21 protein-coding genes are annotated in these 20,258 nt (G+C 67.2%); 8 read left to right on the top strand and 13 right to left on the bottom strand.

Annotation, left to right across the window (positions count from 1 at the left end; genetic code table 11):
• The 3 genes from QGN32_RS14870 to QGN32_RS14860 form a co-directional block, all read right to left on the bottom strand.
• Window positions 1–183: a hypothetical protein gene (locus QGN32_RS14870; RefSeq protein ID WP_326545135.1), complete on the bottom strand. Its 183-nt coding sequence runs from the start codon at window positions 181–183 to the stop codon at window positions 1–3.
• Window positions 184–263: 80 nt separating this feature from the next.
• Complete coding sequence (locus tag QGN32_RS14865) at window positions 264–758, bottom strand: glutathione peroxidase (RefSeq protein ID WP_326545134.1); 495 nt, start codon at window positions 756–758, stop codon at window positions 264–266.
• Window positions 759–767: 9 nt separating this feature from the next.
• On the bottom strand, window positions 768–1,325 hold the full coding sequence (locus tag QGN32_RS14860; RefSeq protein WP_326545133.1) for a TetR/AcrR family transcriptional regulator: 558 nt from the start codon (window positions 1,323–1,325) through the stop codon (window positions 768–770).
• A gap of 82 nt (window positions 1,326–1,407) precedes the next feature.
• On the opposite strand from QGN32_RS14860, the gene QGN32_RS14855 reads away from it, so the two are divergent.
• A complete protein-coding gene (locus QGN32_RS14855; protein ID WP_326545132.1) occupies window positions 1,408–1,857 on the top strand; it encodes a DoxX family protein in 450 nt (149 codons plus the stop codon).
• On the opposite strand, the gene QGN32_RS14850 is transcribed toward QGN32_RS14855, so the two are convergent.
• Both QGN32_RS14850 and QGN32_RS14845 read right to left on the bottom strand, forming a co-directional pair.
• On the bottom strand, window positions 1,816–3,921 hold the full coding sequence (locus tag QGN32_RS14850) for a S9 family peptidase (RefSeq protein WP_326545131.1): 2,106 nt from the start codon (window positions 3,919–3,921) through the stop codon (window positions 1,816–1,818). The genes QGN32_RS14855 and QGN32_RS14850 overlap by 42 nt on opposite strands.
• On the bottom strand, window positions 3,918–4,805 hold the full coding sequence (locus QGN32_RS14845) for a phosphoribosylaminoimidazolesuccinocarboxamide synthase (RefSeq protein ID WP_326545130.1): 888 nt from the start codon (window positions 4,803–4,805) through the stop codon (window positions 3,918–3,920). Before QGN32_RS14845 ends, QGN32_RS14850 begins: the two co-directional genes overlap by 4 nt.
• A gap of 31 nt (window positions 4,806–4,836) precedes the next feature.
• On the opposite strand from QGN32_RS14845, the gene QGN32_RS14840 reads away from it, so the two are divergent.
• On the top strand, window positions 4,837–5,454 hold the full coding sequence (locus QGN32_RS14840; protein WP_326545129.1) for a hypothetical protein: 618 nt from the start codon (window positions 4,837–4,839) through the stop codon (window positions 5,452–5,454).
• A gap of 89 nt (window positions 5,455–5,543) precedes the next feature.
• Here the strand turns inward: QGN32_RS14840 and QGN32_RS14835 are convergent, their stop codons facing one another.
• Window positions 5,544–6,737 (bottom strand): integrase core domain-containing protein, encoded by a 1,194-nt coding sequence (locus QGN32_RS14835; protein ID WP_326544898.1) that lies wholly within the window; start codon window positions 6,735–6,737, stop codon window positions 5,544–5,546.
• 158 nt (window positions 6,738–6,895) lie between these two features.
• On the opposite strand from QGN32_RS14835, the gene QGN32_RS14830 reads away from it, so the two are divergent.
• On the top strand, window positions 6,896–7,762 hold the full coding sequence (locus QGN32_RS14830) for a PDDEXK-like endonuclease domain-containing protein (protein ID WP_326549081.1): 867 nt from the start codon (window positions 6,896–6,898) through the stop codon (window positions 7,760–7,762).
• Here QGN32_RS14830 and QGN32_RS14825 read toward each other — a convergent pair.
• The 3 genes from QGN32_RS14825 to purB are packed head-to-tail and all read right to left on the bottom strand — an operon-like array spanning window position 7,759 to window position 11,385.
• Window positions 7,759–8,742: a tellurite resistance/C4-dicarboxylate transporter family protein gene (locus QGN32_RS14825; RefSeq protein WP_326545128.1), complete on the bottom strand. Its 984-nt coding sequence runs from the start codon at window positions 8,740–8,742 to the stop codon at window positions 7,759–7,761. The two genes, QGN32_RS14830 and QGN32_RS14825, sit on opposite strands and share 4 nt — an antisense overlap.
• A 10-nt stretch (window positions 8,743–8,752) precedes the next feature.
• A complete protein-coding gene (locus QGN32_RS14820) occupies window positions 8,753–9,970 on the bottom strand; it encodes a cytochrome P450 (RefSeq protein ID WP_326545127.1) in 1,218 nt (405 codons plus the stop codon).
• Window positions 9,967–11,385 carry an adenylosuccinate lyase gene (purB, locus tag QGN32_RS14815; RefSeq protein ID WP_326545126.1) on the bottom strand — a complete coding sequence of 473 codons (1,419 nt, stop codon included), beginning with the start codon at window positions 11,383–11,385 and terminating at the stop codon, window positions 9,967–9,969. Before purB ends, QGN32_RS14820 begins: the two co-directional genes overlap by 4 nt.
• A gap of 40 nt (window positions 11,386–11,425) precedes the next feature.
• Here purB and QGN32_RS14810 point away from each other — a divergent pair, with 40 nt between their 5' ends.
• Entirely contained in the window at window positions 11,426–12,193 is a 768-nt protein-coding gene (locus tag QGN32_RS14810) for a DUF429 domain-containing protein (RefSeq protein ID WP_326545125.1), read from the top strand.
• Here QGN32_RS14810 and QGN32_RS14805 read toward each other — a convergent pair.
• Together QGN32_RS14805 and QGN32_RS14800 are read right to left on the bottom strand one after the other, a co-directional pair.
• Entirely contained in the window at window positions 12,178–13,584 is a 1,407-nt protein-coding gene (locus QGN32_RS14805) for an APC family permease (RefSeq protein ID WP_326545124.1), read from the bottom strand. The two genes, QGN32_RS14810 and QGN32_RS14805, sit on opposite strands and share 16 nt — an antisense overlap.
• Before the next feature lie 16 nt (window positions 13,585–13,600).
• Window positions 13,601–14,230 carry a TetR/AcrR family transcriptional regulator gene (locus QGN32_RS14800; protein WP_326545123.1) on the bottom strand — a complete coding sequence of 210 codons (630 nt, stop codon included), beginning with the start codon at window positions 14,228–14,230 and terminating at the stop codon, window positions 13,601–13,603.
• Between the two features lie 214 nt (window positions 14,231–14,444).
• On the opposite strand from QGN32_RS14800, the gene QGN32_RS14795 reads away from it, so the two are divergent.
• Window positions 14,445–15,266: an alpha/beta hydrolase gene (locus QGN32_RS14795; RefSeq protein ID WP_326545122.1), complete on the top strand. Its 822-nt coding sequence runs from the start codon at window positions 14,445–14,447 to the stop codon at window positions 15,264–15,266.
• Here the strand turns inward: QGN32_RS14795 and purD are convergent.
• Window positions 15,263–16,531, bottom strand: coding sequence for a phosphoribosylamine--glycine ligase (purD, locus tag QGN32_RS14790; RefSeq protein WP_326545121.1), 1,269 nt, complete (start codon window positions 16,529–16,531; stop codon window positions 15,263–15,265). The two genes, QGN32_RS14795 and purD, sit on opposite strands and share 4 nt — an antisense overlap.
• 72 nt (window positions 16,532–16,603) lie before the next feature.
• Here purD and QGN32_RS14785 point away from each other — a divergent pair, with 72 nt between their 5' ends.
• Genes QGN32_RS14785 through QGN32_RS14775 form a run of 3 tightly spaced genes read left to right on the top strand, consistent with a single transcriptional unit; the run spans window position 16,604 to window position 19,536 of the window.
• Window positions 16,604–17,833, top strand: a complete 1,230-nt coding sequence (locus tag QGN32_RS14785) for a cytochrome P450 (protein WP_326545120.1) — start codon at window positions 16,604–16,606, stop codon at window positions 17,831–17,833.
• 26 nt (window positions 17,834–17,859) lie between these two features.
• Window positions 17,860–18,468, top strand: a complete 609-nt coding sequence (locus QGN32_RS14780) for a TetR/AcrR family transcriptional regulator (RefSeq protein WP_326545119.1) — start codon at window positions 17,860–17,862, stop codon at window positions 18,466–18,468.
• A 51-nt stretch (window positions 18,469–18,519) separates the two neighbouring features.
• Window positions 18,520–19,536 (top strand): EspA/EspE family type VII secretion system effector, encoded by a 1,017-nt coding sequence (locus QGN32_RS14775; RefSeq protein WP_326545118.1) that lies wholly within the window; start codon window positions 18,520–18,522, stop codon window positions 19,534–19,536.
• Window positions 19,537–19,539: 3 nt separating this feature from the next.
• Here QGN32_RS14775 and QGN32_RS14770 read toward each other — a convergent pair whose 3' ends face one another.
• Complete coding sequence (locus tag QGN32_RS14770) at window positions 19,540–20,217, bottom strand: DUF5642 family protein (protein WP_326545117.1); 678 nt, start codon at window positions 20,215–20,217, stop codon at window positions 19,540–19,542.
• Window positions 20,218–20,258 lie beyond the last annotated feature (41 nt).

The following is a 20,258-nucleotide window of genomic DNA, read 5'->3' as shown; positions in this document are numbered from 1 at the left end:
CTATGCCGCGACCGCCATTGCGTTGTCCGGCCGCCGGTCGTCGACACCGGGGCACACACTGGCCCATGAGCGCGAGGTCGACGACACCGAGCATCGCCCGCCCTTGAGCCGGGGCGCCACCGGCAGCGAGATCGGCAGGTCGCGGGCGCCGAGTTGTGCGTGGAGATCCTCGATGTCGGGCAACGTGCGCTGACGCGGTCAGTGTCGCAACGTCACGTGTGGCAACGGTTTACAACACGCTGACGCCGGTTGGCCCTCGGGTGCTATCGCAGGACGTCCTCGATGGCTGCGATCACCTCGGGAGCGTCGGGTTCGGTGCGCGGCCGGAACCGCTTGACCACCGTTCCGCCGGGTGCGAGCAGGAACTTCTCGAAGTTCCACTGGATGTCGCCGGCCTCGCCGCCGGCGTCGGGCGTCTTCGTCAACTCGGAGTACAGCGGGTGCCGGTCGGCGCCGTTGACGTCGGTCTTGGCCAGCAGGGGGAACGTCACCCCGTAGGTCGTCGAGCAGAACTCCGCGATCTCCTGCGCCGTACCCGGTTCCTGGCCCATAAACTGGTTGCACGGCACGCCGATCACGGTCAACCCGCGGTCGCGGTAGTCCTTGGCCAACTGCTCGAGCGCGGTGTACTGCGGTGTCAGACCACATTTCGAGGCGACGTTGACGACGAGTGCGGCACCGTCGGCCAGCTCGCCGATGGTGGTGTCGCGGCCGTCGAGGGTGGTCACAGCGATATCGGTCAGCGGTGTGTCGGTCATGCCCGCACGTTACCCGGTCTTGTACAGCATGCCCGCGACGCGGCGCACGGTGGCCATCGGATCGGCATGGGTGTCGATGGCCCGGTTCAGCCAGAGCAGCGAAAACCCATGCACCAGTGACCATGCCGCCAACGCGGCGGCCTGCGGATCCTCCGTGGCGCGGGGATCGTCGAGGGTGCCGACACCTTGGGCCAGTTCGACTCCCGCCGCATCCTGAGCTGCCACCAACTCCGCGTTGTCCGGGTCGACGAGCGAGCGGTCGAACATGACCGCGTAGTGCCCCGGATGGTCGAGCGCGAACCGCACGTAAGCCAGTGCGGCGTCGACGAAATCCGGCCTCGCGCCGGCGAGTGCGGTGGCCAGTTTCCGCCAACCCTCGGCCGCCAGCGCGGTGAACAGGCCGCGCCGGTCGGCGAAGTGGTGTGCGGGCGCGGCGTGCGAAACCCCCGCCGCCCGTGCCAGCTCGCGAAGTGAGATCCCGTTGGCGCCGCGCTCGGCCACCAGGCCGGCCGCCTCCGCGAGGATGACGGCCTTCAAGTCGCCGTGGTGGTAGGACGTCCTGCTCATCCGGCCATCATAGCGGAAATCTTGACAACGACTAGATTCCTGTCTATCGTCAGAACTTGTCGCTGTCTAGATTGGAGTTCTCGTGGCCGTCCTCATCACGCTCGTACTGGGCACCCTCAGCGCCCGGCTGGCCGGCTGGCTCGGCCTGGACTACGTCGACGGCTGGACATCCGCCGTCGCCGTCGGGCTGGCCGCGATGTTCGTGGTCACCGGGATCGCACACTTCGTCAACCCGCTGCGTCGCGACATGATCTCGATCGTGCCGTCGCGGCTGCCCGCGCCTGCGCTGCTGGTCACCATCACCGGCGTGCTGGAACTGATCGGCGCCGCAGGGCTGCTCTACCCGCCCACGCGGGTGGCCGCCGCGGTCTGCCTGTTCGTGTTGATGATGGCGATGTTCCCGGCCAACGTGTACGCGTCGCGGATGCCGAACCCGCCGAAGTCGATGACGACCCGGCTCGATCTACGCACCGCCGAGCAGATCCTCTACCTAGGGGCGGCGTTCGTGATCGGCCTGGGCAGCGTCCAGTAGCCAGGCGTACTGGAACGCGGTTTCCTTCCAGCGTTCGTAGCGACCGCTGATGCCACCGTGGCCGGCATTCATCTCGGTCTTCAACAGCACAGGATGGTTGTCGGCCTTGGTGTGGCGCAGTGCCGCAACCCATTTGGCCGGTTCGACGTAGCACACCCGGGTATCGTTCAGCGACGTCATCGCGAGGATCCGCGGGTACTGCCTGGCTTCCACGTTCTCATACGGCGAGTACGATTTCATGTAGTCGTAGACGTCGTTGTTGTCCAACGGGTTTCCCCACTCGTCCCATTCGGTGACGGTGAGCGGAAGCGACGGGTCGAGGATCGTGGTGAGCGGGTCCACGAACGGCACGACCGCGAGGATGCCCGCGAACAACTCCGGTGCCATGTTGGCGACGGCTCCGACGAGCAGACCGCCGGCGCTGCCGCCGTACGCCACCAAGTTCTCCGGCCGCGTGACATCGGTCTGCACGAGATGCTGTGCGACGGCGATGAAATCGGTGAAGCTGTTCTTCTTCTCGAGCATCTTGCCGTGCTCGTACCACGGACGACCGAGCTCACCGCCGCCGCGCACATGGGCGACCGCGAAGACCATCCCTCGGTCGAGCAGCGACAGCCGCGCGATGGAGAAGCGCGGATCCTCGCAGGCCTCATAGGCCCCGTACCCGTAGAGCAGTGTGGGCGCCGGATACTGCAGCCCGATCTTGTGCACGACCGAAATCGGTATCCGTGCCCCGTCCGGTGCGACGGCCCAGTCGCGGCGCTCGACGTAATCCTCGGGACGGTAGTCGCCGAGCACGGGCTGTTCGCGCAGCAGCGTCCGTTCACCGGTGGCGAGGTCGACGTCGAAGATGCGCACCGGGGTGGTGTACGAGGTGGCTCCGATCCGCAGCTTCGGTGCGCTCCAGTTCGGATTGGCGCTGAGCCCGGCCGACGTCAGCTCGGACTCGAAGGTGAAGTCCTCGGGGTGGCCGTACTCACCGCTCGGGTGCACCGGCCAAAGCTGGATCTTCGGCAGCGCCTCACTGCGGTAGCTGACGACGAGGTGACCCGCGAACGCGTCCACTGAGTCGAGGCGGACGTCGTCGCGGTGTTCGATCAGCGTGCGGACCGCGCCGGGGTCGCCGACGGGAGCCTCCACGAGCGTGAAGTTCTCCGCACCGTCGTTGTGCAGGATCAGGAACCGGTCCTCGCCGCCCACCACCGCATGCTCGACGGAGTACTCGACGAAGTCGCGTCGTGGCCATACGACGGTGAACTCGGCGTCCGGATCCGTCGCATCGGCGTAACGCACCTCGGAGGTGACGGCGCTGCCCGCAGCGATGATGACGTACTTGTCGCTGCGGGTGCGCCCGACGCCGAGCCAGTACCGTTCGTCGGGTTCGTGGTAGACGCGCTGGGCGGGTAGCCCTGAGGCGAGGCGGTGCCGCCAGATGGTGTCCGGACGCCACGCCTCGTCGAGCGTCGTGTAATACACCGTGCGGTTGTCGGCCGCCCACGTGACACCGGCGCCGATTCCGCTGATCGTGTCGTCGTACAGCTCGCCGGTGCGTAAGTCCTTGAACCGCATGGTGTATCGCTCGTCGCCCCGGACATCCACCGAGTAAGCCAGGATGTTGCCGTCCACGCTGACCGACGCTGCGCCGAGGGAGAAGAAGTCCTGTCCCTGGGCCTCGACATTCTCGTCGAGCAGTACCTGCTCGCCGGGAATCTCGGTGTTCTCGTCGAGGACCGGTGGCGTCCAGTCGTCGGGATCTGCCACCGGGCAACGGCAGTGCACGCTGTACTGCTTGCCCTCGAAACTGCGGCCGTAGTACCACCATGCGTCGCGTCGGGTCGGCACCGACAGGTCGGTTTCCTTGGTGCGGGCCTTGATCTCGTCGAAGATGTTCTGGCGCAGCGGCGCAAGGTGCTCGGTGACGTGCTCGGTGTAGGCGTTCTCCGCTTCCAGGTGTGCGATCACCTGTGGGTCGCTCTTATCGCGCAGCCACTCGTAGGGATCGCAGAAGACCTCGCCGTGGTGCTCGCGGCGTGTCTCGACCCGCTTGGCTACGGGCGGCTTCACGAGCCGATCCAATCGCTGAACTTCCGGCCCGAAATACGTTCGTAGGCCTCGATGTAACGGGCCCTGGTGGCATCGACGACGGCCGGCGGCAGCGGGGGCGGCGGCTTGTCGCCGGCGCGGTCCCACCCGGAGTCCGGCCCCGTCAGCCAGTTGCGGACGAACTGCTTGTCGAAGCTCTGCTGTACGACGCCTTCTTTCCAGTCGTCGGCCCGCCAGTACCTGCTCGAGTCGGGGGTGAACACCTCGTCGGCCAGGCGCAGGTCGCCGTCGGAGTCCACACCGAACTCGAACTTGGTGTCGGCGACGATGATGCCCTTCGTCAGCGCGTGCTCGGCCCCTTGGTTGTAGGTCTGCAGTGTCCGGTCGCGCAACTGCTCGGCCCGCTCTGTGCCGATCAACTCGACCACGTCGGCGAACGAGATGTTCTCGTCATGCTGCCCCAGTTCGGCTTTGGTGGCCGGGGTGAAGAGCGGCTGGTCGAACCTGCTCGCCTCGACGAGGCCGGCGGGTAGCGCGATACCGCACACCGTGCCGGTCCGTTGGTAGTCGATGAGCCCAGAACCGGTGAGGTAGCCGCGCGCGACCGCCTCCACCGGCAGCATCTGGAGTTCCTGGACCACCAGCGCGCGCCCGAGCACGTCGGCGGGGATGCGCTCGTCGTCGGGCGGTCCGGCGAGGTGGTTGGGCGTGTCGACCAGATCGAAGAAGAACACGCTCATCGCGGTCAGGATGCGCCCCTTGTCGGGGATCTGCGAGTCGAGGATGTGGTCGTAGGCGGAGATGCGGTCGCTGGCCACGAAGAGCAGCGTCTCGTCGTCCACGCGGTACAGCTCGCGAACCTTGCCACTGGCCAGATGTTCGTAGTCGGACAGAGCGGGGCGCATCGGGCCAGCCTATCGGGCAGCATCTAGTGCCATGACTTCGCGGTTTATCCCCTATGCCACCACTCCGTCACGCCTCCTGGCCCAGCTCGTCAGCGACATCGTCGTGGCGGTCTGGACCGCCGTGTGGGTGATGGTCGGCATGGCCGTGCACTCGGCCGTCTCGACCATCGCCGCGGTGGGGCGTCAGGTCCAGGCCGGCGCCAACGGAGTGGCCGACAACCTGGATGCCGCGGGCGAGCGCACCGACGACTTTCCGCTCATCGGCGACGCGCTCAGCAAGCCGCTGCGCGCGGCCAGCGAGGCGGCACTCGACATCGCTGGGGCCGGACACAGCCTCGACACGACTGCGTCGTGGTTGGCCTGGGTGCTGGCGCTCGCGGTGGCCGCGCCGCCGATCCTGGCCGTCGCGATGCCGTGGCTGTTCCTGCGGCTCCGCTTCTTCCGCCGCAAATGGATCGCGACCTCCCTGGCTCGTACCCCCGCGGGTGAGCAACTGTTGGCGCTGCGGGCGCTGGCCAACCGGCCGCTGGCCAAGCTGGTGGCCGTCCACGCCGACCCGGTCGGCGCGTGGCGCGGTCACGATGCCGACGCGATCCGCGGCCTCGCCGCCCTCGAGCTGCGCTCGGCAGGCGTCGCCCGTCGCCGGTAAGCAGCGACTTGTGGAGCGTTACCGGCGCTGACCGCCGTGTGGTGTCTCGGGACATCGCTGACACTTATGTCTCGGGACATCGCTGACACTCATGATGCCGGTTTGGGCTCGCGGGTGCGATAGGTGCGGGTGGTCTTGTCGATGGACTGGTAGTTGCGTGTGGGATCGGCAGTGAGAGTGCGCACGAGTCGGTTGCCGCTGAAGATGGTGATGTGCTCGCCGTCGCGGATGACATCGCAGTCGTGGCCGGCCCAGCGCAGCCCGACGTTGACCTTGTAGGGCGCGACGAACACCTGTCCCGACTTCTCTCCGACGGTGCGGCGGCTGACGAACACCGGTGCGGGCAGTGGACGCTCGGCGGGGCGGGCCATGACGGTGGCGCTGAATGCCTCGGCCGGGGTGGCGCCACGTAGCGCGCGGTGCGGCCGTTGGTGGTTGTAATAGGTGCGGAACTGCTCGAGCAGGGCGTTGAGTTCCTCGACAGTAGCCGCCGGATCGCGGGCAGACAGCCACTTCTTCAGCGTCTGCCAGAACCGCTCGATCTTGCCGCAGGTCTGCGGGTGAAACGGCGTCGAGTTGATGGTCCGCACCCCGAGAGCGCGCAGATTGACCTCGAAAGCTGATTCATGCGCGTGGAAGCGGCCAGTGTAGACGATTCCGTTGTCCGACAACGACATCGATGGTATCCCGCACTCGTCGATGCCTGCCAGCATCACCTCCCAGACAAGCTCGGCGTCCGCGTCACCGGCACCCGCGCGCAAACCCACCACATACCGGGAGTGGTCGTCGAGACTGCCCGCGATGCCCACCGCGCTGCCGTCGGCCAGCGTCCATCCGGTCCAATCGGACTGCCAACACTCGTTGGGCCGATCGAAGCAAAACCGTTTGGTCGCCGACTTCGGCCGCTTCTGTGGCTGCGGGACGATCGCCCCGCGACGGGTCAAGATCTGCCACACCGTCGACACTGACGGCACCGCGATACCCTCGCGCTGCAACGACCACACGATCGACTGTGCACCGTGATCGCGGCCATCCTCGATCAACTGCTTACGCCGCAACACGATCAGGTCTTCCACCTCGACCGGGGTCTGCCCCGGCGAAGTCAGCGGACGCCGCGACCGATCCTGCAGACCCTCGATCCCACCGTCACGGAAACGCTTGCGGAACTTGTAATACGTCTGTCGACTGATCGCGCTGTCCCGGCAGAACTGCGCCACGTTGTCGACCTGGCCGGCCAACGCCGAAGCCATCCGAATGTCCATCGCCGTCACCTTCTGAGCCATGAGCCATCCTGGCCCAGGCCCTACTCAAGTGTCAGCGATGTCCCGAGACATACAACTGTCAGCGATGTCCCCGAACAGAACACGGCGCTGACCGCCGGTGCGGCTCCACAAATCGCTTCGATGGAACCGGTGGCGGGGTGTCTCGCGTCCATCGTGGTGTGCTCGACGAGTATCTGCGCCGCCAGGACGGCATCATCACGCTCACTCAAGCCAAACGCGCGGGGCTCAGCCAGGACGCGATCAACCGTCGACTCCGGTCGGGGCATTGGCAGCGGTACGCGCGCAGCGTGTACTTCGTCGCCGATCGACAGTTCACCGATGCTGCTCGGGTCCGGGCCGCGGTCCTCGCATACGGCCCACACGCATGCGCCAGCGGGCTGGCGGCAGCATGGTGGCACGGACTGTCGAAGTTCGCCCCAGAGACCGTCGAGGTCACCGTCCCGCGGCGGAGCCGGCTGCGCCATCTGTCGGGTACGTGGCTGCGGCGGCGCGACCTGCATCCCCGCGACATTGTCGAACGCGACGGCCTGAGGGTCACCGAGCTACCCCTGACCGTCGTCGAAGCCGCGGTGCGACGCGGCGGCGGACCGAAGCTGATGGATAAAGCCCTGCAGCGACACGTCGAGCTCCCGCAACTCTGGCGGGCGCACCTGCGCAACACAGGCAGGCATGGTTCGCCCGCCGCGCGCCGACTGCTGCGGGCCGCACAGGACGGCGCACGCTCGAAGGCCGAGCGCATCCTGGTAAAGCTGCTGCGCGACGCCGGCTTCACCGGTTGGACGACCAATCATCCCGTCGGCGGCTACAAGGTCGATGTCGCATTCGTCAGCGAGACGGTCGCGATCGAGGTCGACGGCTGGGCGTTCCACATCGACAGCGACGTGTTCCAGGTTGACCGCACGCGGCAGAACGCCATTGCGCTGCTCGGCTGGAAAGTGCTGCGCTTCACCTGGCTCGACCTGACCGAGTACCCGAAGCGAGTGATTGCGGAAATCTCCGCAGCGACAGGGCAATACCCTGGCTAGCCTGGGTCGGCGCGGCTAGCACGGCGTCGCGTCGAGGGTAGGCGGCGCGCACAACAAGCCCGCAATCGCAACATCCCAGCGATCGCCACAACGGCCCACGAAGCAAACGCAACCCAGAAGAAGATCAGCGAAACCATGGGCAGGACAGGCCATCCGGTTTCGATGGCCATCGCGTGGCTGGCCGACGAGTACATGCCCAGCGGGAACACCATCGCCCACCACACCCCGGCGAAACGCCGGGCATCCGGGCGCTGGATGTGGCGCACTCCAAAGTGCAGAAGCGGCAGGATCCACATCGAAGCCAGACACCACGCCGCGATCGTCACCTCGCGAACGCCGTCGATCCCGGCGCGATGAATGTGGTCTCCGGCCAACGTGACTATGGCCAGTCCGCCCATCAGTATCCACGCATCAGGTTCGAACCCGCCGGGGTCCAACCGCGCGGCGAGCGCCCGCGCCAGAATCAGCGTGGTCATCAACACGTAGAGCGCGATCGCGACGACCCATAACGCCACTGCGATCAGCATTACGGCATGCCAACCCCTATCGCGCGCAAGTGCAACCGTGACGATCGCCAATCCGGACGTGCCGACGCTGCACAGTTCCCATGCGCCACGCGCGCGACCCTGCAATTCGTTCCAGGACAGCGAAACGAAGTTCCGCGCCGTCAGGGCGATCAGTGTCAGCCAAGCCACGGCCGCCGACACGCCCAATGCCCACAGCACCTCCGATATCGACGTCAATCTGCTGTCGAGGACGGCGCACGCGGCGACGAACGTGAACAAGCCGATCGTGACATCGAGATCCGACAGATCAGGTGGGCGTCCAACCCATGAAATCACCGCTATGACAATAAGAATCAGCAGCGCGGCGACCGCCACCACGGCCAGCCCGTCGCTGAGATACGGGAAGCCGTGATCCGCCGCGGCGATCGACACGATGCCGGTCGCCATCACGAACGCGAACGCGTCGGGCCTCACCGCCCGCCGCTCACCGCAGCTCGACCACGAGATGCCGAATCCCGGTATGCCGGTTGCTCCGTGTCCACTCGACGGGCCTGACCAACTTCGCTGCGGAGAACCGCGCCAGCAGCTCTTCGAACAGCACGCGCAGCTCGAGCCGCGCGAGGTTCGCGCCGAGGCAGTAATGCACGCCCTGGCCGAAGCCGAGATGCGGGTTGGGTTTACGGGTGATGTCGAACACGTCGGGATCGGTGAACACCGCTTCGTCGCGGTTGGCCGAGCCCTCCCAGATCTGCACCTTCTGACCGGCGGCGATGTCATGTCCGCCCAACGACACATCCCGGGTCGCGGTGCGCCGCTTCGACGGTGACGGCGACGACCAGCGCACCATCTCCTCGACAGCCGACGGCAGCAGCGCCAGATCGTCGCGCAGCATGGACATCTGCGCCCGATTCTCGATCAGTGCCAACAGTCCACCGGCCACCGCGTTCCGCGTCGTCTCGGCACCGGCGCTGAACAGCAGGCTGAAGAACAGGTAGAGCTCCAGATCCGACAGCGCACCGTCGTCCACCGAAGCGTTCGCCACCACCGACAGCATGTCGTCGGTCGGTTCTGCGCGTTTGGCGGCGATCAACTCCTGGCCGTAGGTGTACATCCGCGAACCGGCCTCTTCGGCCGTCAGCTGTCCGAGGGATGCCTTGCGTGAACCACCGAAGTCGAACTGCGGCTCGATCGCCTGGAACAACCAATGCCGTTCGGACTCGGGCACTCCCAGCAGGATGCAGATCATCTGCATCGGCAACTCGGCGGCGACGTCGACCAGGAAGTCAAAGGGCTGGCCCCGCTCAACGGCATCCAAGAGCCGCTGCGCACGCGCACGCAGATCGTCCTCGACCCGTCGGATCATCCGCGGCGTGAGCCCCGAACTGACCAGCCGCCGAATCTGGGCGTGCCGCGGGTCGTCCATCATGTTGAGCACCTGCCCGGCGACCGCCAGGTCCTGCAGCAGCGTGCCACCGTATGGGCGCGAGCCCCCCGTCACCGACGAGAAGGTCTCCGGATCGCGAAACACCGCAAGGGTTTCGGCATAGGTGGCGACCGACCAGAAGCCCTCGCCGTCGGGCGTGTGTTCAGTCGGCTCATGCCAATAGACCGGTGCCTCGCGACGATGCAGCGCGAACAGCTCGTGCGGAAATCCGTTGGCGAAGTTGTCCAGATCGGTGAAGTCGATGCCGGCCAGTGTCACAAGATGGCACCCGAAGTGTATTTCGCCGCTTCGGGATAGCGGCTCACCAACTCGTCGACCGCCTCGACCACCCGGTCCACCTGATCACCGGCCGCGCCGGAGAACGCCTGCTTGTCGGCCAGCGCCGCATCCAACGCCGCCCGGTCCAGCGGTAGCCGCGGGTCGGCGGCCAACCGATCCAGCAGGTCGGGTTCGGAACCCTTCTCCCGCATCGCCAGGGCCACCGCGACGGCGTGCTCCTTGATCACCTCGTGAGCGGTCTCGCGGCCGACCCCGGCCCGGACGGCGGCGATGAGGATCCGAGTCGTCGCGAGGAAAGGCAGGTAGCGGTCCAGCTCACGCTGGATCACCGCGGGGTAGGCGCCGAACTCGTCGAGCACCGTCAGGAAGGTCTCGATCTGTCCGTCGACGGCGAAGAACGCATCCGGCAGCGCGACCCGGCGCACCACCGAGCAGAACACGTCGCCCTCATTCCATTGCGCGCCGGCGAGTTCGGCCGCCATGGACGCGTAACCGCGGAGCACCACCTGCAGCCCGTTCACCCGCTCGCACGACCGCGTGTTCATCTTGTGTGGCATCGCCGACGACCCCACCTGCCCTGGCGCGAAGCCCTCGGTGACGAGCTCGTGCCCGGCCATCAGCCGGATGGTGTGGGCCAGCGACGATGGTCCCGCACCCACCTGGACGAGCGTCGAGATGACGTCGTGGTCGAGCGAGCGCGGGTAAACCTGCCCTACGCTGGTGAAAATCTCGGTGAAACCGAGGAATTCGGCAACGCGGCGTTCCAACTCGGCGAGCCGCGACACGTCCCCGTCGAACAGGTCCAGCATGTCCTGAGCGGTACCCATCGGGCCCTTGATGCCACGTAACGGATAGCGGTCGACCAACGAGCGCAGCCGCTGCAGCGCGATCAGCGTCTCCTCGGCCGCCGAAGCGAACCGCTTGCCCAACGTGGTGGCCTGCGCCGCGACGTTGTGGCTGCGCCCGGCCATGACGAGGTCGCGATACAAGACGGCACGCTCGGCCAGCCGGGCCACCACCGCCACGCCATGCGTATGCACGAGTTCGAGTGAACGGCGGATCTGCAGCTGCTCGACGTTCTCGGTCAGGTCGCGGCTAGTCATGCCCTTGTGCACGTGTTCGTGACCCGCCAGCGCGTTGAACTCCTCGATGCGCGCCTTGACATCGTGGCGCAGCACCCGTTCGCGGGCCGCAATCGAGGACAGGTCGACCCGCTCGAGCACCCGCTCGTAGTCCGCAACCACCGACGCGGGGACGCTCACACCCAACTCCGCCTGCGCGCTCAGCACCGCCAGCCACAGCCGGCGCTCCGCGACGACCTTGGCCTCCGGCGACCAGATGGCCACCATGTCTTCACTGGCGTATCGGTGGGCCAGCACGTTGGGGATGGTCACGAACACACAGCTTACGACCCCGATCGGGCACAGTGTCCCCATGCACTTCGTTGGCCTCGACCTCGCCTGGGGTGAGCGCAACCAGACCGGTGTCGCGGCCGTCGACGCAGACGGGCGGCTGCTGCACATCGGCGCCGCCCGTGACGACGCGAGCATTCTGGCGGCCATCGCACCGTTCACCGGTGGCGCGTGCGTGGTCGCCGTCGATGCTCCGCTGATCGTGGCCAACCCGACCGGCCACCGGCCCGCCGAGGCGGCCTTCAATCGCGACTTCCAACGATTCGAGGCTGGCGCGCGCCCCGCGTTCAGCGCCAAGCCGGAGTTGAAGAACCCGCGCGCCGCCCGGTTGGCGCATGTGCTGGACCTCGACATCGATCCGGCGTCGCGCGCCGACCGCCGAGCGATCGAGGTGTATCCCCACCCGGCCACGGTCGTGTTGTTCGACCTCGACAAGACCATCAAATACAAGAGGGGCAGGTTCGTGGACCGCCAGCGCGGACTGCTGACCTTGATGACGCTGATCGAAGGGCTCGACTGCGCCACGCCCCGACTGCGGGTGCACGACGACACCGCGTGGGCCGAGGTCCGCGAGCGGGTCGAAGCGGCGACCCGGCCCAGCCAACTCGACCGCGAAGAGGATCCCGTCGACGCGGTCGTCTGCGCCTACGTCGGCCTGTACCGACATCACCGGCCCTCAGACGTCACCGTCTACGGCGACTACGCAACCGGGTACATCGTCACGCCGACGCTGCCGACGCACCGGGTGGCCGCACCGAAAGGCCGGACGGCCGATCAGTCCGGCGCTTGAGCCAAGTGGGTGGGGTCGGTGATGCCGGCATCCTTGATGCCGAGCTGCTTGTTGATCGCCATCGTGATCAGGAAGAGGACAACCCCGATCACGAGCAGGATTCCGGCCAACAGGTACTGCGTGCCCGGGCGCCCCGACAGCGGTGTCACCAGATACAGCGAGGTGATGAACCCCATCACCGGCAGTGCCGTCGGTGTCCGGAAGTGTCCGCCCTCCTTTCGGACATCGCGTCGCAGTACCAGCACCGCGACGTTGACCATCGCGAACACCGCCAGCAGCAGCAGCGAGGTGGTGCCGCCGAGCACCGAAAGCGCCTTGCTGCTCGCGAAGGTGGAGACGTAGAAGATCAGCCCGAACGCGACGACCGTCGTGAATATGATTGCGACCCAGGGCGTGTGACGAGTCCGGTGCACCGAGCCCAGCACTGGGGGCAGAACATGCTGACGCGCCATCCCGTAGATCAGCCGACTGGCCATCAGCATGTTGATCAGCGCGGTGTTCGACACCGCGAACATCGTGATGAACGGGAACAGCTCGTCGATCGGAAGCCCCGGCGCCGCCGCTTCGACAACATCGACCAGCGGCGTGCTGCTCGCCCTCAGTTCACCGATCGGCACCAACGCCACCGCGATGATCGACACCAGGATGTACACCACGCCCGCGATGCCCAGTCCGGTCAACAACACCTTGGGAAAAGTCCGGACCGGGTCCTTGATCTCCTCGGCCATGTTGACCGAGTCCTCGAACCCGACCATCGCGAAGAAGGCCAGCGATGTCGCCGCGGTGATCGCGACGAATGTGCTTCGCTCCTCGCTGCTTTCGAACATCACGATGCGGGAGAAGTCGGTGTCGCCGCCCTGGGTGAACGCCCACAGTCCGACGAAGATCACCAGCATCAGGCCGGTGATCTCGATGATGGTCAGGCCGACGTTGAGCTTGACGCTCTCGCTGACACCGCGCAGATTGATCGCGGCCAGGACGGCCATGAAGGTCAGCGCGATGACGGCGACGCCCGCCCTGCCCCAATCCAGGCCGAAACCCTTGATCATGTTGGCGGCGAACGCCTGTGACGCGGTCGACGCCGATGTGATGCCGGAGCACATCACCACGAACGCGACGAGGAACGTGAAGAACTGGATCCCGAATGCCTTGTGCGCGTAGAGCGCTGCTCCCGCGGCCTGCGGATACTTCGTGACCAGCTCCAGGTAGGAGAACGCCGTGACCGTCGCGATCGCGAATGCGAGCAGGAACGGCAACCAGGCCGCCCCACCCACCTCGCCGGCAACCTGGCCGGTCAGGGCATACACACCGGTGCCGAGGATGTCGCCGACAACGAACAAGAGCAACAGCCCCGGACCCATGACCCGCCGAAGTTCTGGCTGTTTGCCCATCGGCCTCCTCTTGGATCTACACCTGCGCCACTCGCTCGTCGATTGGCGCCAACACGTCTATCACGTCGATCAACGTCGCGCGTGCTGTTGCGCGAGGGCCGTCGCCGTCCCCGACGAGCGCCGCCACCACGGCACCGTCGACCGCGTTGACCAACGCGGTGAGGTACCCGGCGCGCACCGACCGCCCCGAGCGTTCGACGACCTCGACAACCGCATCCGTGCGCTGGCGCAGGATCCGCCGTTGGATGTCGCGCAGCAGGGGGTGGCGTGCGCACGCGATGTAGCGCTCATAGCGCGAGATCAACTGCTCGCTGACCCGCTGCCCCACCACGTCGTCGACCAACAGGTCGACCAAGATGTCGGCGGTCGATTCCGCGCCTCGCCGCCGCCGCGACAGCATCTCGACCCGCGCACGCAACTGCTCTGCCTCACGCTCGCCGATGTGCTCGACGGCTTTGGCGATCAGATCATCGAGCGACGAGAAGTAGTAGGTCGTCGACGCCAGCGGCAGGCCGGCGCGACGCGCCACCGCGCGATGCCGCACTGCGTCGAAGCCGCCTTCGCACAGCAGATCGGCAGCGGCACTGACCAGCGCAAACCGCCGACGCTCTCCCTTGGGAGTGACCGCTGCCGTCACTTCTAGCATGCTGCCAGTCGAGCGCGCCTCCCATCGCGCTTTCGGCTAATCGTCCGGCTTTGACCCAAGAAGTCGTGGCTGTTGTTTCCGGTGCGGTGCCGACCGCTTCGCGGCGAATGGGCTCTCGCGGTGAATGGGCTCTCGCGGTGAATGGGCTCTCGCGGTGAATGGGCTCTCGCGGTGAATGGGCTCTCGCGGTGAATGGGCTACGCCCGGTGGCATGATGGCCGCCATGCCCGAACTGAGTCGCCGTTCGCTTCTGCGCCTCGGACTCGGTGCCGCGGCCGGGGCGGCGGCGCTGCGCATGGCGCCCGTGGTCCCGGCGGCGCCCGCCGCGCCCACCTACGTCGACGGGTCCTTCGTCTCTGCGGCGCGGGGCGGACTGACGACCAATTGGGCGATCGCGCGCCCACCCGGCCAGACCGCCCCGTTGCGTCCAGTCATTGCGCTGCACGGTAAGGGACAGGACGCCGCCGGGGTGATGGCCGGTGGCGTGGAGCGGGGCCTGGCCGAGGCGGTCGCGGCAGGCCTGCCGCCCTTCGCGGTCGTCGCCGTCGACGGCGGCGGAGGCTACTGGCACAAGCGGGCCTCCGGCGAAGACTCCGGGGCAATGGTGCTCGACGAGCTGATCCCCATGCTGGGTTCGCATCGCCTGGACGTCTCGCGTGTCGGCTTCCTCGGCTGGTCGATGGGCGGCTACGGCGCGCTGCTGCTCGGCGCCCGGCTCGGAGCCGCGCGCACGGCGGCGATCTGCGCGGTGAGCCCGGCGCTGTGGACATCCGCCGGTGCCGCCGCGCCCGGTGCGTTCGACAGTGCGGCGGACTATGCGGCCAACAGCGTCTGGGGCCTGCCCGCGCTGGCGTCGATTCCGATCCGGATCGACTGCGGGATCAGCGATCCCTTCTATTCGGCGACAAGAGAGTTCATCGCGCAGCTGCCGAACCCACCCGCCGGCGGCTTCTCGCCGGGCGGGCACGACGCGGGGTTCTGGAGCGCGCAACTGCCCGCGGAGCTGACCTGGATGGCTCCGCTGCTGGTCACCTAGCGAGCCAGCCGCTCCTCGGCCGCGGCCAACGCGATATCGCTGCGAAAATGACTGCCCGGCAGCCGAATCGACTTGATCACCCGGTAGGCGGCCTCGCGCGCCGCGGCGAGGTCCGCGCCGGTGCCCACCACCGAAAGCACACGGCCGCCAGATGACACGATGGCACCGTCGTCGCGGCGACGGGTGCCCGCGTGCAGCACTCCGTCGGCCTCGGAGCCGGTGATCGGGTCGCCGACCCGAGGTCGGCCCGGGTAGTTCTCCGCGGCGAGCACCACGGTCACCGCGGCGCCGTCGCGCCACCGCAAGGGCGGCTCGTCCGCAAGGTTGCCGCTCGCGGCCGCGTACAGTAGCTGACCCAACGGTGTCTCCAGCAGCGCCAGCACGGACTGCGTCTCCGGATCGCCGAAACGGCAGTTGAATTCGATTACCGCCGGTCCCTGCGATGTGATCGCCAAGCCGGCGTACATCAGGCCCGAGAACGGACTGCCGCGCGCAACCAGTTCGGCGGCAACGGGTTTCACCACCTCGTCGACGATCTGGGTGAGGATGTCCTCGGGCAGCCAGGGCAGCGGTGCATACGCTCCCATGCCCCCGGTGTTGGGTCCGGTGTCGTTGTCGCCGGCACGCTTGAAGTCCTGCGCGGGAAGCAGGGGCACGACGGTTTCACCGTCGACGACACAGAACAGCGAGACTTCGGGCCCGTCCAGGAACGACTCGAGCAGCACCGGATGCCCCGACTCGAGCAGATTCGCCGCGTGCGCCCGGGCCGCGGCGCGGTCGGGCGTCACCACCACACCCTTGCCGGCGGCCAGGCCGTCGTCCTTGACCACCCATGCGCGCTCGCCACCAGGTGGGCCGAACCGGTCGAGTGAGGCGTCGAGGCGTGCGGGGTTGTCGACGACCTCGCTCCTGGCGGTGCGAACTCCGGCGGCCGTCATCACGTCCTTGGCGAACGACTTCGAACCCTCGATCCGGGCGGCGTCCGTGCCCGGGCCGAAGCAGGCGATCCCGGCGCTGCGCACCGCGTCGGCCACGCCGAGGACCAGCGGTACTTCCGGACCGATGACCACCAGGTCGGCGCGGATGCGCTGCGCCAGCTTGGTCACCGCCTCGCCGGAGGTGACGTCGACGTCGTACTGGTCGGCGATCGCCGCGGTTCCCGCATTCCCCGGCGCGATCGCCAGGCCCTCCACCTCGGGGTCACGCCGCAGCGCCAGCAGCAGCGCATGTTCCCGGGCTCCGGATCCGACCACCAGGACTCGCACAACTGCTCACCCTAACGCCTGTCGCACCAGGGCATCGGCCATACACTTGACAACACGCTGTATGGTCTAGGTATGACGCAGGCCACATGCCCCTTCGGACCGGGATATGACTTCACCGATCCCGACGTGCTGCTGCGCGGTATCCCGGTCGCCGAATTCGCCCAGCTTCGCAAGACCGCCCCGGTGTGGTGGAACGAGCAGCCCGAGTCGATCTTCGACGACGGCGGCTACTGGGTGGTCAGCCGTCACGAAGACATCAAGGCCATCTCCCGCAACTCCGATCTGTGGTCGACCAACCGCAAGGGCGCAGTGATGCGGCTGCCGGAAGGCGCCACCGCCGAACAACTCGAGCTCACCAAGGCGCTGTTGATCAACCATGACGCGCCGGAGCACACCCGGCTGCGAAAGCTGGTGTCGCGCTTGTTCACCCCGCGCGCGATCGCCGCGCTCGAGGAACGGCTCGGGACCGCCGCGCGCGAGATCGTCGCCGCCGCAAAGCGGAAGGGCAGCGGAAACTTCGTCGACGATGTCGCGATGAACCTGCCGCTGTTGGCGATCGCCGACCTGATCGGTGTGCCCGAGGCCGATCGCGAGAAGTTGTTCGGATGGACCAACGCGATCATGAACACCGACGACCCCGACTTCGACTCCGACCCGACCGCAGCCAACGCGGAGCTGATGGGTTACGCCTATTCGATGGCCGAGGAGCGCCGCCGCTGTCCGGCCGACGACATCGTGACGCGGCTGGTGCAGGCCGACATCGACGGCGAGTCGCTCGACGACGTGGAGTTCGCGTTCTTCGTGATCCTGCTGGCGGTGGCGGGCAATGAGACCACCCGCAACGCGATGACGCACGGTATGAACGCGTTCTTCGAGAACCCCGACCAGTGGGAGTTGTTCAAGCGGGAGAGGCCCGAGACCACCGCCGACGAGATCGTGCGCTGGGCCACCCCTGTGCACTGTTTCCAGCGAACCGCGATGGCCGACACCGAACTCGGAGGCGTCACGATTCGCGAAGGCCAGCGTGTCGGCCTGTTCTACAGTTCGGCCAACTACGACGAGAGCGTCTTCGAACAACCCTTCCGTTTCGACATCGTGCGTGACCCCAACCCACACCTTGGGTTCGGCGGCAACGGCGCCCACTACTGCATCGGCGCGAACCTGGCCCGCATGGAGATCAAGCTGATCTTCGACGAGATCGCCGACCAGATTCCCGACATCGCCAAACTCGGCGAACCACAACGCCTTCGGTCGGGCTGGATCAACGGCGTCAAGGACCTGCAGGTCTCCTACACCGGCTGACCGAACCGGCTGAGTAGGATTTCGCCGTGCGCACCCACGGCTGGTCCGGCTCGGCGCCGTCGACGGATGAGGAGGCGGTCGCCCGCATCCTCGATGCCGCGGGTAAGGCGATCGATGCCCGGGGAGCGGAGTTCTCGATCGCCGACGTGGCGCGCACCCTGGGCGTGACGCGTCAGACGGTCTACCGGTACTTCCCCAGTACCGACGCGCTGCTGGTGGCTTCCGCGCAACGTGCGGCGTCCGGCTTCCTGGACCGGCTGGCCGATCACCTGCAAGGAGTGACCGACCCGCAGGAGGCGGTCGCCGAAGGCATCGCCACCGCGCTGGAGTGGCTGCCCCGGGACAAGCACATGGGCCTGTTGCTGACGCCCGGGCGGGCCAGTGCCTTCAGCCAGACCGTCACGTCGGATGTGGCGTTGGAGTTCGCCAACTCGATGCTGCGGCGCTTCGACGTGGATTGGCGCGCTTTGGGCTTCGCCGACAACGACCTCGACGAGTTGGCCGAGCACCTGCTGCGGATCATCCAGTCGTTCATCATCGACCCGGGCCGCCCGCCGCGCCGAGGTGCGGAACTGCGCAACTACCTGCGTCGCTGGGTCGGCGCGAGCCTCGCCACCACGAGCGCAGCCCGCTGACTCCACAATTGGTGCGCAGCCGGACGTGTCGCCGGACGTAAACTCACGGTCGTGGGTGTACTGGATGCCTTCTTGTCGACGTGGTCGCAGGCGCGCGCCACGTTCGGTGAGGGCACCCCGCGCGACGGCGCCGGACTCGACAACAGTTCCCGCCTGGAGTCCATCCGGGGTGACGTGGAGGCGGCGGCGCCGGGCTCCAACTGGACCGGCTCGGGCGCCGACGGTTACGCCGACGAGAACGCCAGGCAGGCAAACGCTCTCGGTGTAATGGCCGGTCTCGACCGGCGGCTCGCGGCAGAGGTCGACCGGTCAGCCGCTGTCGTGGCAGCGGGTCGGCGCGACCTTGACGCGGTGAGGAAGTGGGTGGTCGATGCCGCGGCGACGGTGCCCAGCACCGTGGCCGGCGAACAGTGGCTGTGGCCGGTGGTCAGCAAGGGCGCCAACGAGGTCGCGGAGATCATTCAGCGTTCGCATGCCGACCTCGCCGCAATCGCGGCGAGGATGCGCGGAATCGGCGCCGAATACGACGAGCTGAATCGTCACCCCGAGAAGGACGACGACGCGACACCCGTGTCCTTCGGAAGTGGCGAGGGGACGAGCGACCTTCCCGAAACCACATTCGATCTCAACGACGTCGTGCAACTCGCGCCGTACGACCCGAGCGATCCGAGGACATTCGGGCCTCGCGGCTACCGCGAGCTGGTGCCGGGGTCGGGCACCTGGATTCCAGACCCGAGCAGCCCGGACTACCGGCCCACTCCAGTCGAAGCGCCGTTGGATCTCGACGACGTCGAGTGCCGGCCGCCGTACGTCGCCGGCGACGAAAGCACCTACGGGCCCTTCGGTTACCAGGAGCTCGTGCCGGGATCCGGAACCTGGGTGCCGATTCCCGGCGGACCGGCCTGGCCCTCGGATCCGCCGGACAGGCCACTGGACCTCACCGACATCGAGTACCGGCCGCCGTACGTGTCCGGCGACGAAACCACATACGGCCCGTACGGGTACACCGAGCTGATCCCAGGCGGCGGTGTCTGGGTGCCGGACGCAAACGCCGGCGGCCCGCGCTGACCGCTACTGCCGGATGGCGGCCACGGCTTTGGTCAACAGGTCGGGAAGCACCGGCTCTGCCTGGAAGTCCGGACCGACGCGACCCCACACTTCGACGTACGTGCGGCCGTCCAGTATCGCGGTGTAGAAGTACTCGACGCCCCCGTCGTAGAACACCTTGACGCCGTTGGTCGTCGCGCCGTCGATATGCGGCGCGGTGAGCCGTTCGGCAGTGCCGTCGGGGACAGCACCGGCCACGACGAAGGTCATCCGGTCGCAACCCCGTATCGGAAGGGCAACAGGAACCGCGACCGGGTTGACCGCACTGACGACAAGCGCCGGCGGCTGCGGCCCCCCAGCGCCGATGCCCGCCTTCTCGGCACCCGCTTGCGCCTCGACGGGTTTGAACAAAGGTCGGCATTCCGGCGGATCAACGGTGAGTGGCTTTCCGTACGAGACGGTGTCGCTGATCAGGTGAGCGTCTTGAGGTGTCACCGCTTTCGGTCCGGACTGCGGCTCGGGTGTGAAGCCCGGCGGGAAGTCGTCGCTCAGCTCGGCGATCCGAGACAGGTTCAGCGTGGCCGACGGGGAAGTCGAAGGTACGGTCGTCGCAGAATCTCTCCCAGAAGTCGAGCAGCTCGACGACGCAACGATCGCACCGAGCACCGTCACCAATGAGACGAAACGCCGCAGCACCAACATTGCTTCACCCTATGCGACCGGCGGGCGCACCCGACGCAGGA

Source organism: Mycolicibacterium sp. ND9-15 (assembly GCF_035918395.1).
Taxonomy (GTDB): domain Bacteria; phylum Actinomycetota; class Actinomycetes; order Mycobacteriales; family Mycobacteriaceae; genus Mycobacterium.
Note: the sequence above shows the minus strand (reverse complement) of the source record. Positions and strands in the feature narration are given on the sequence as shown.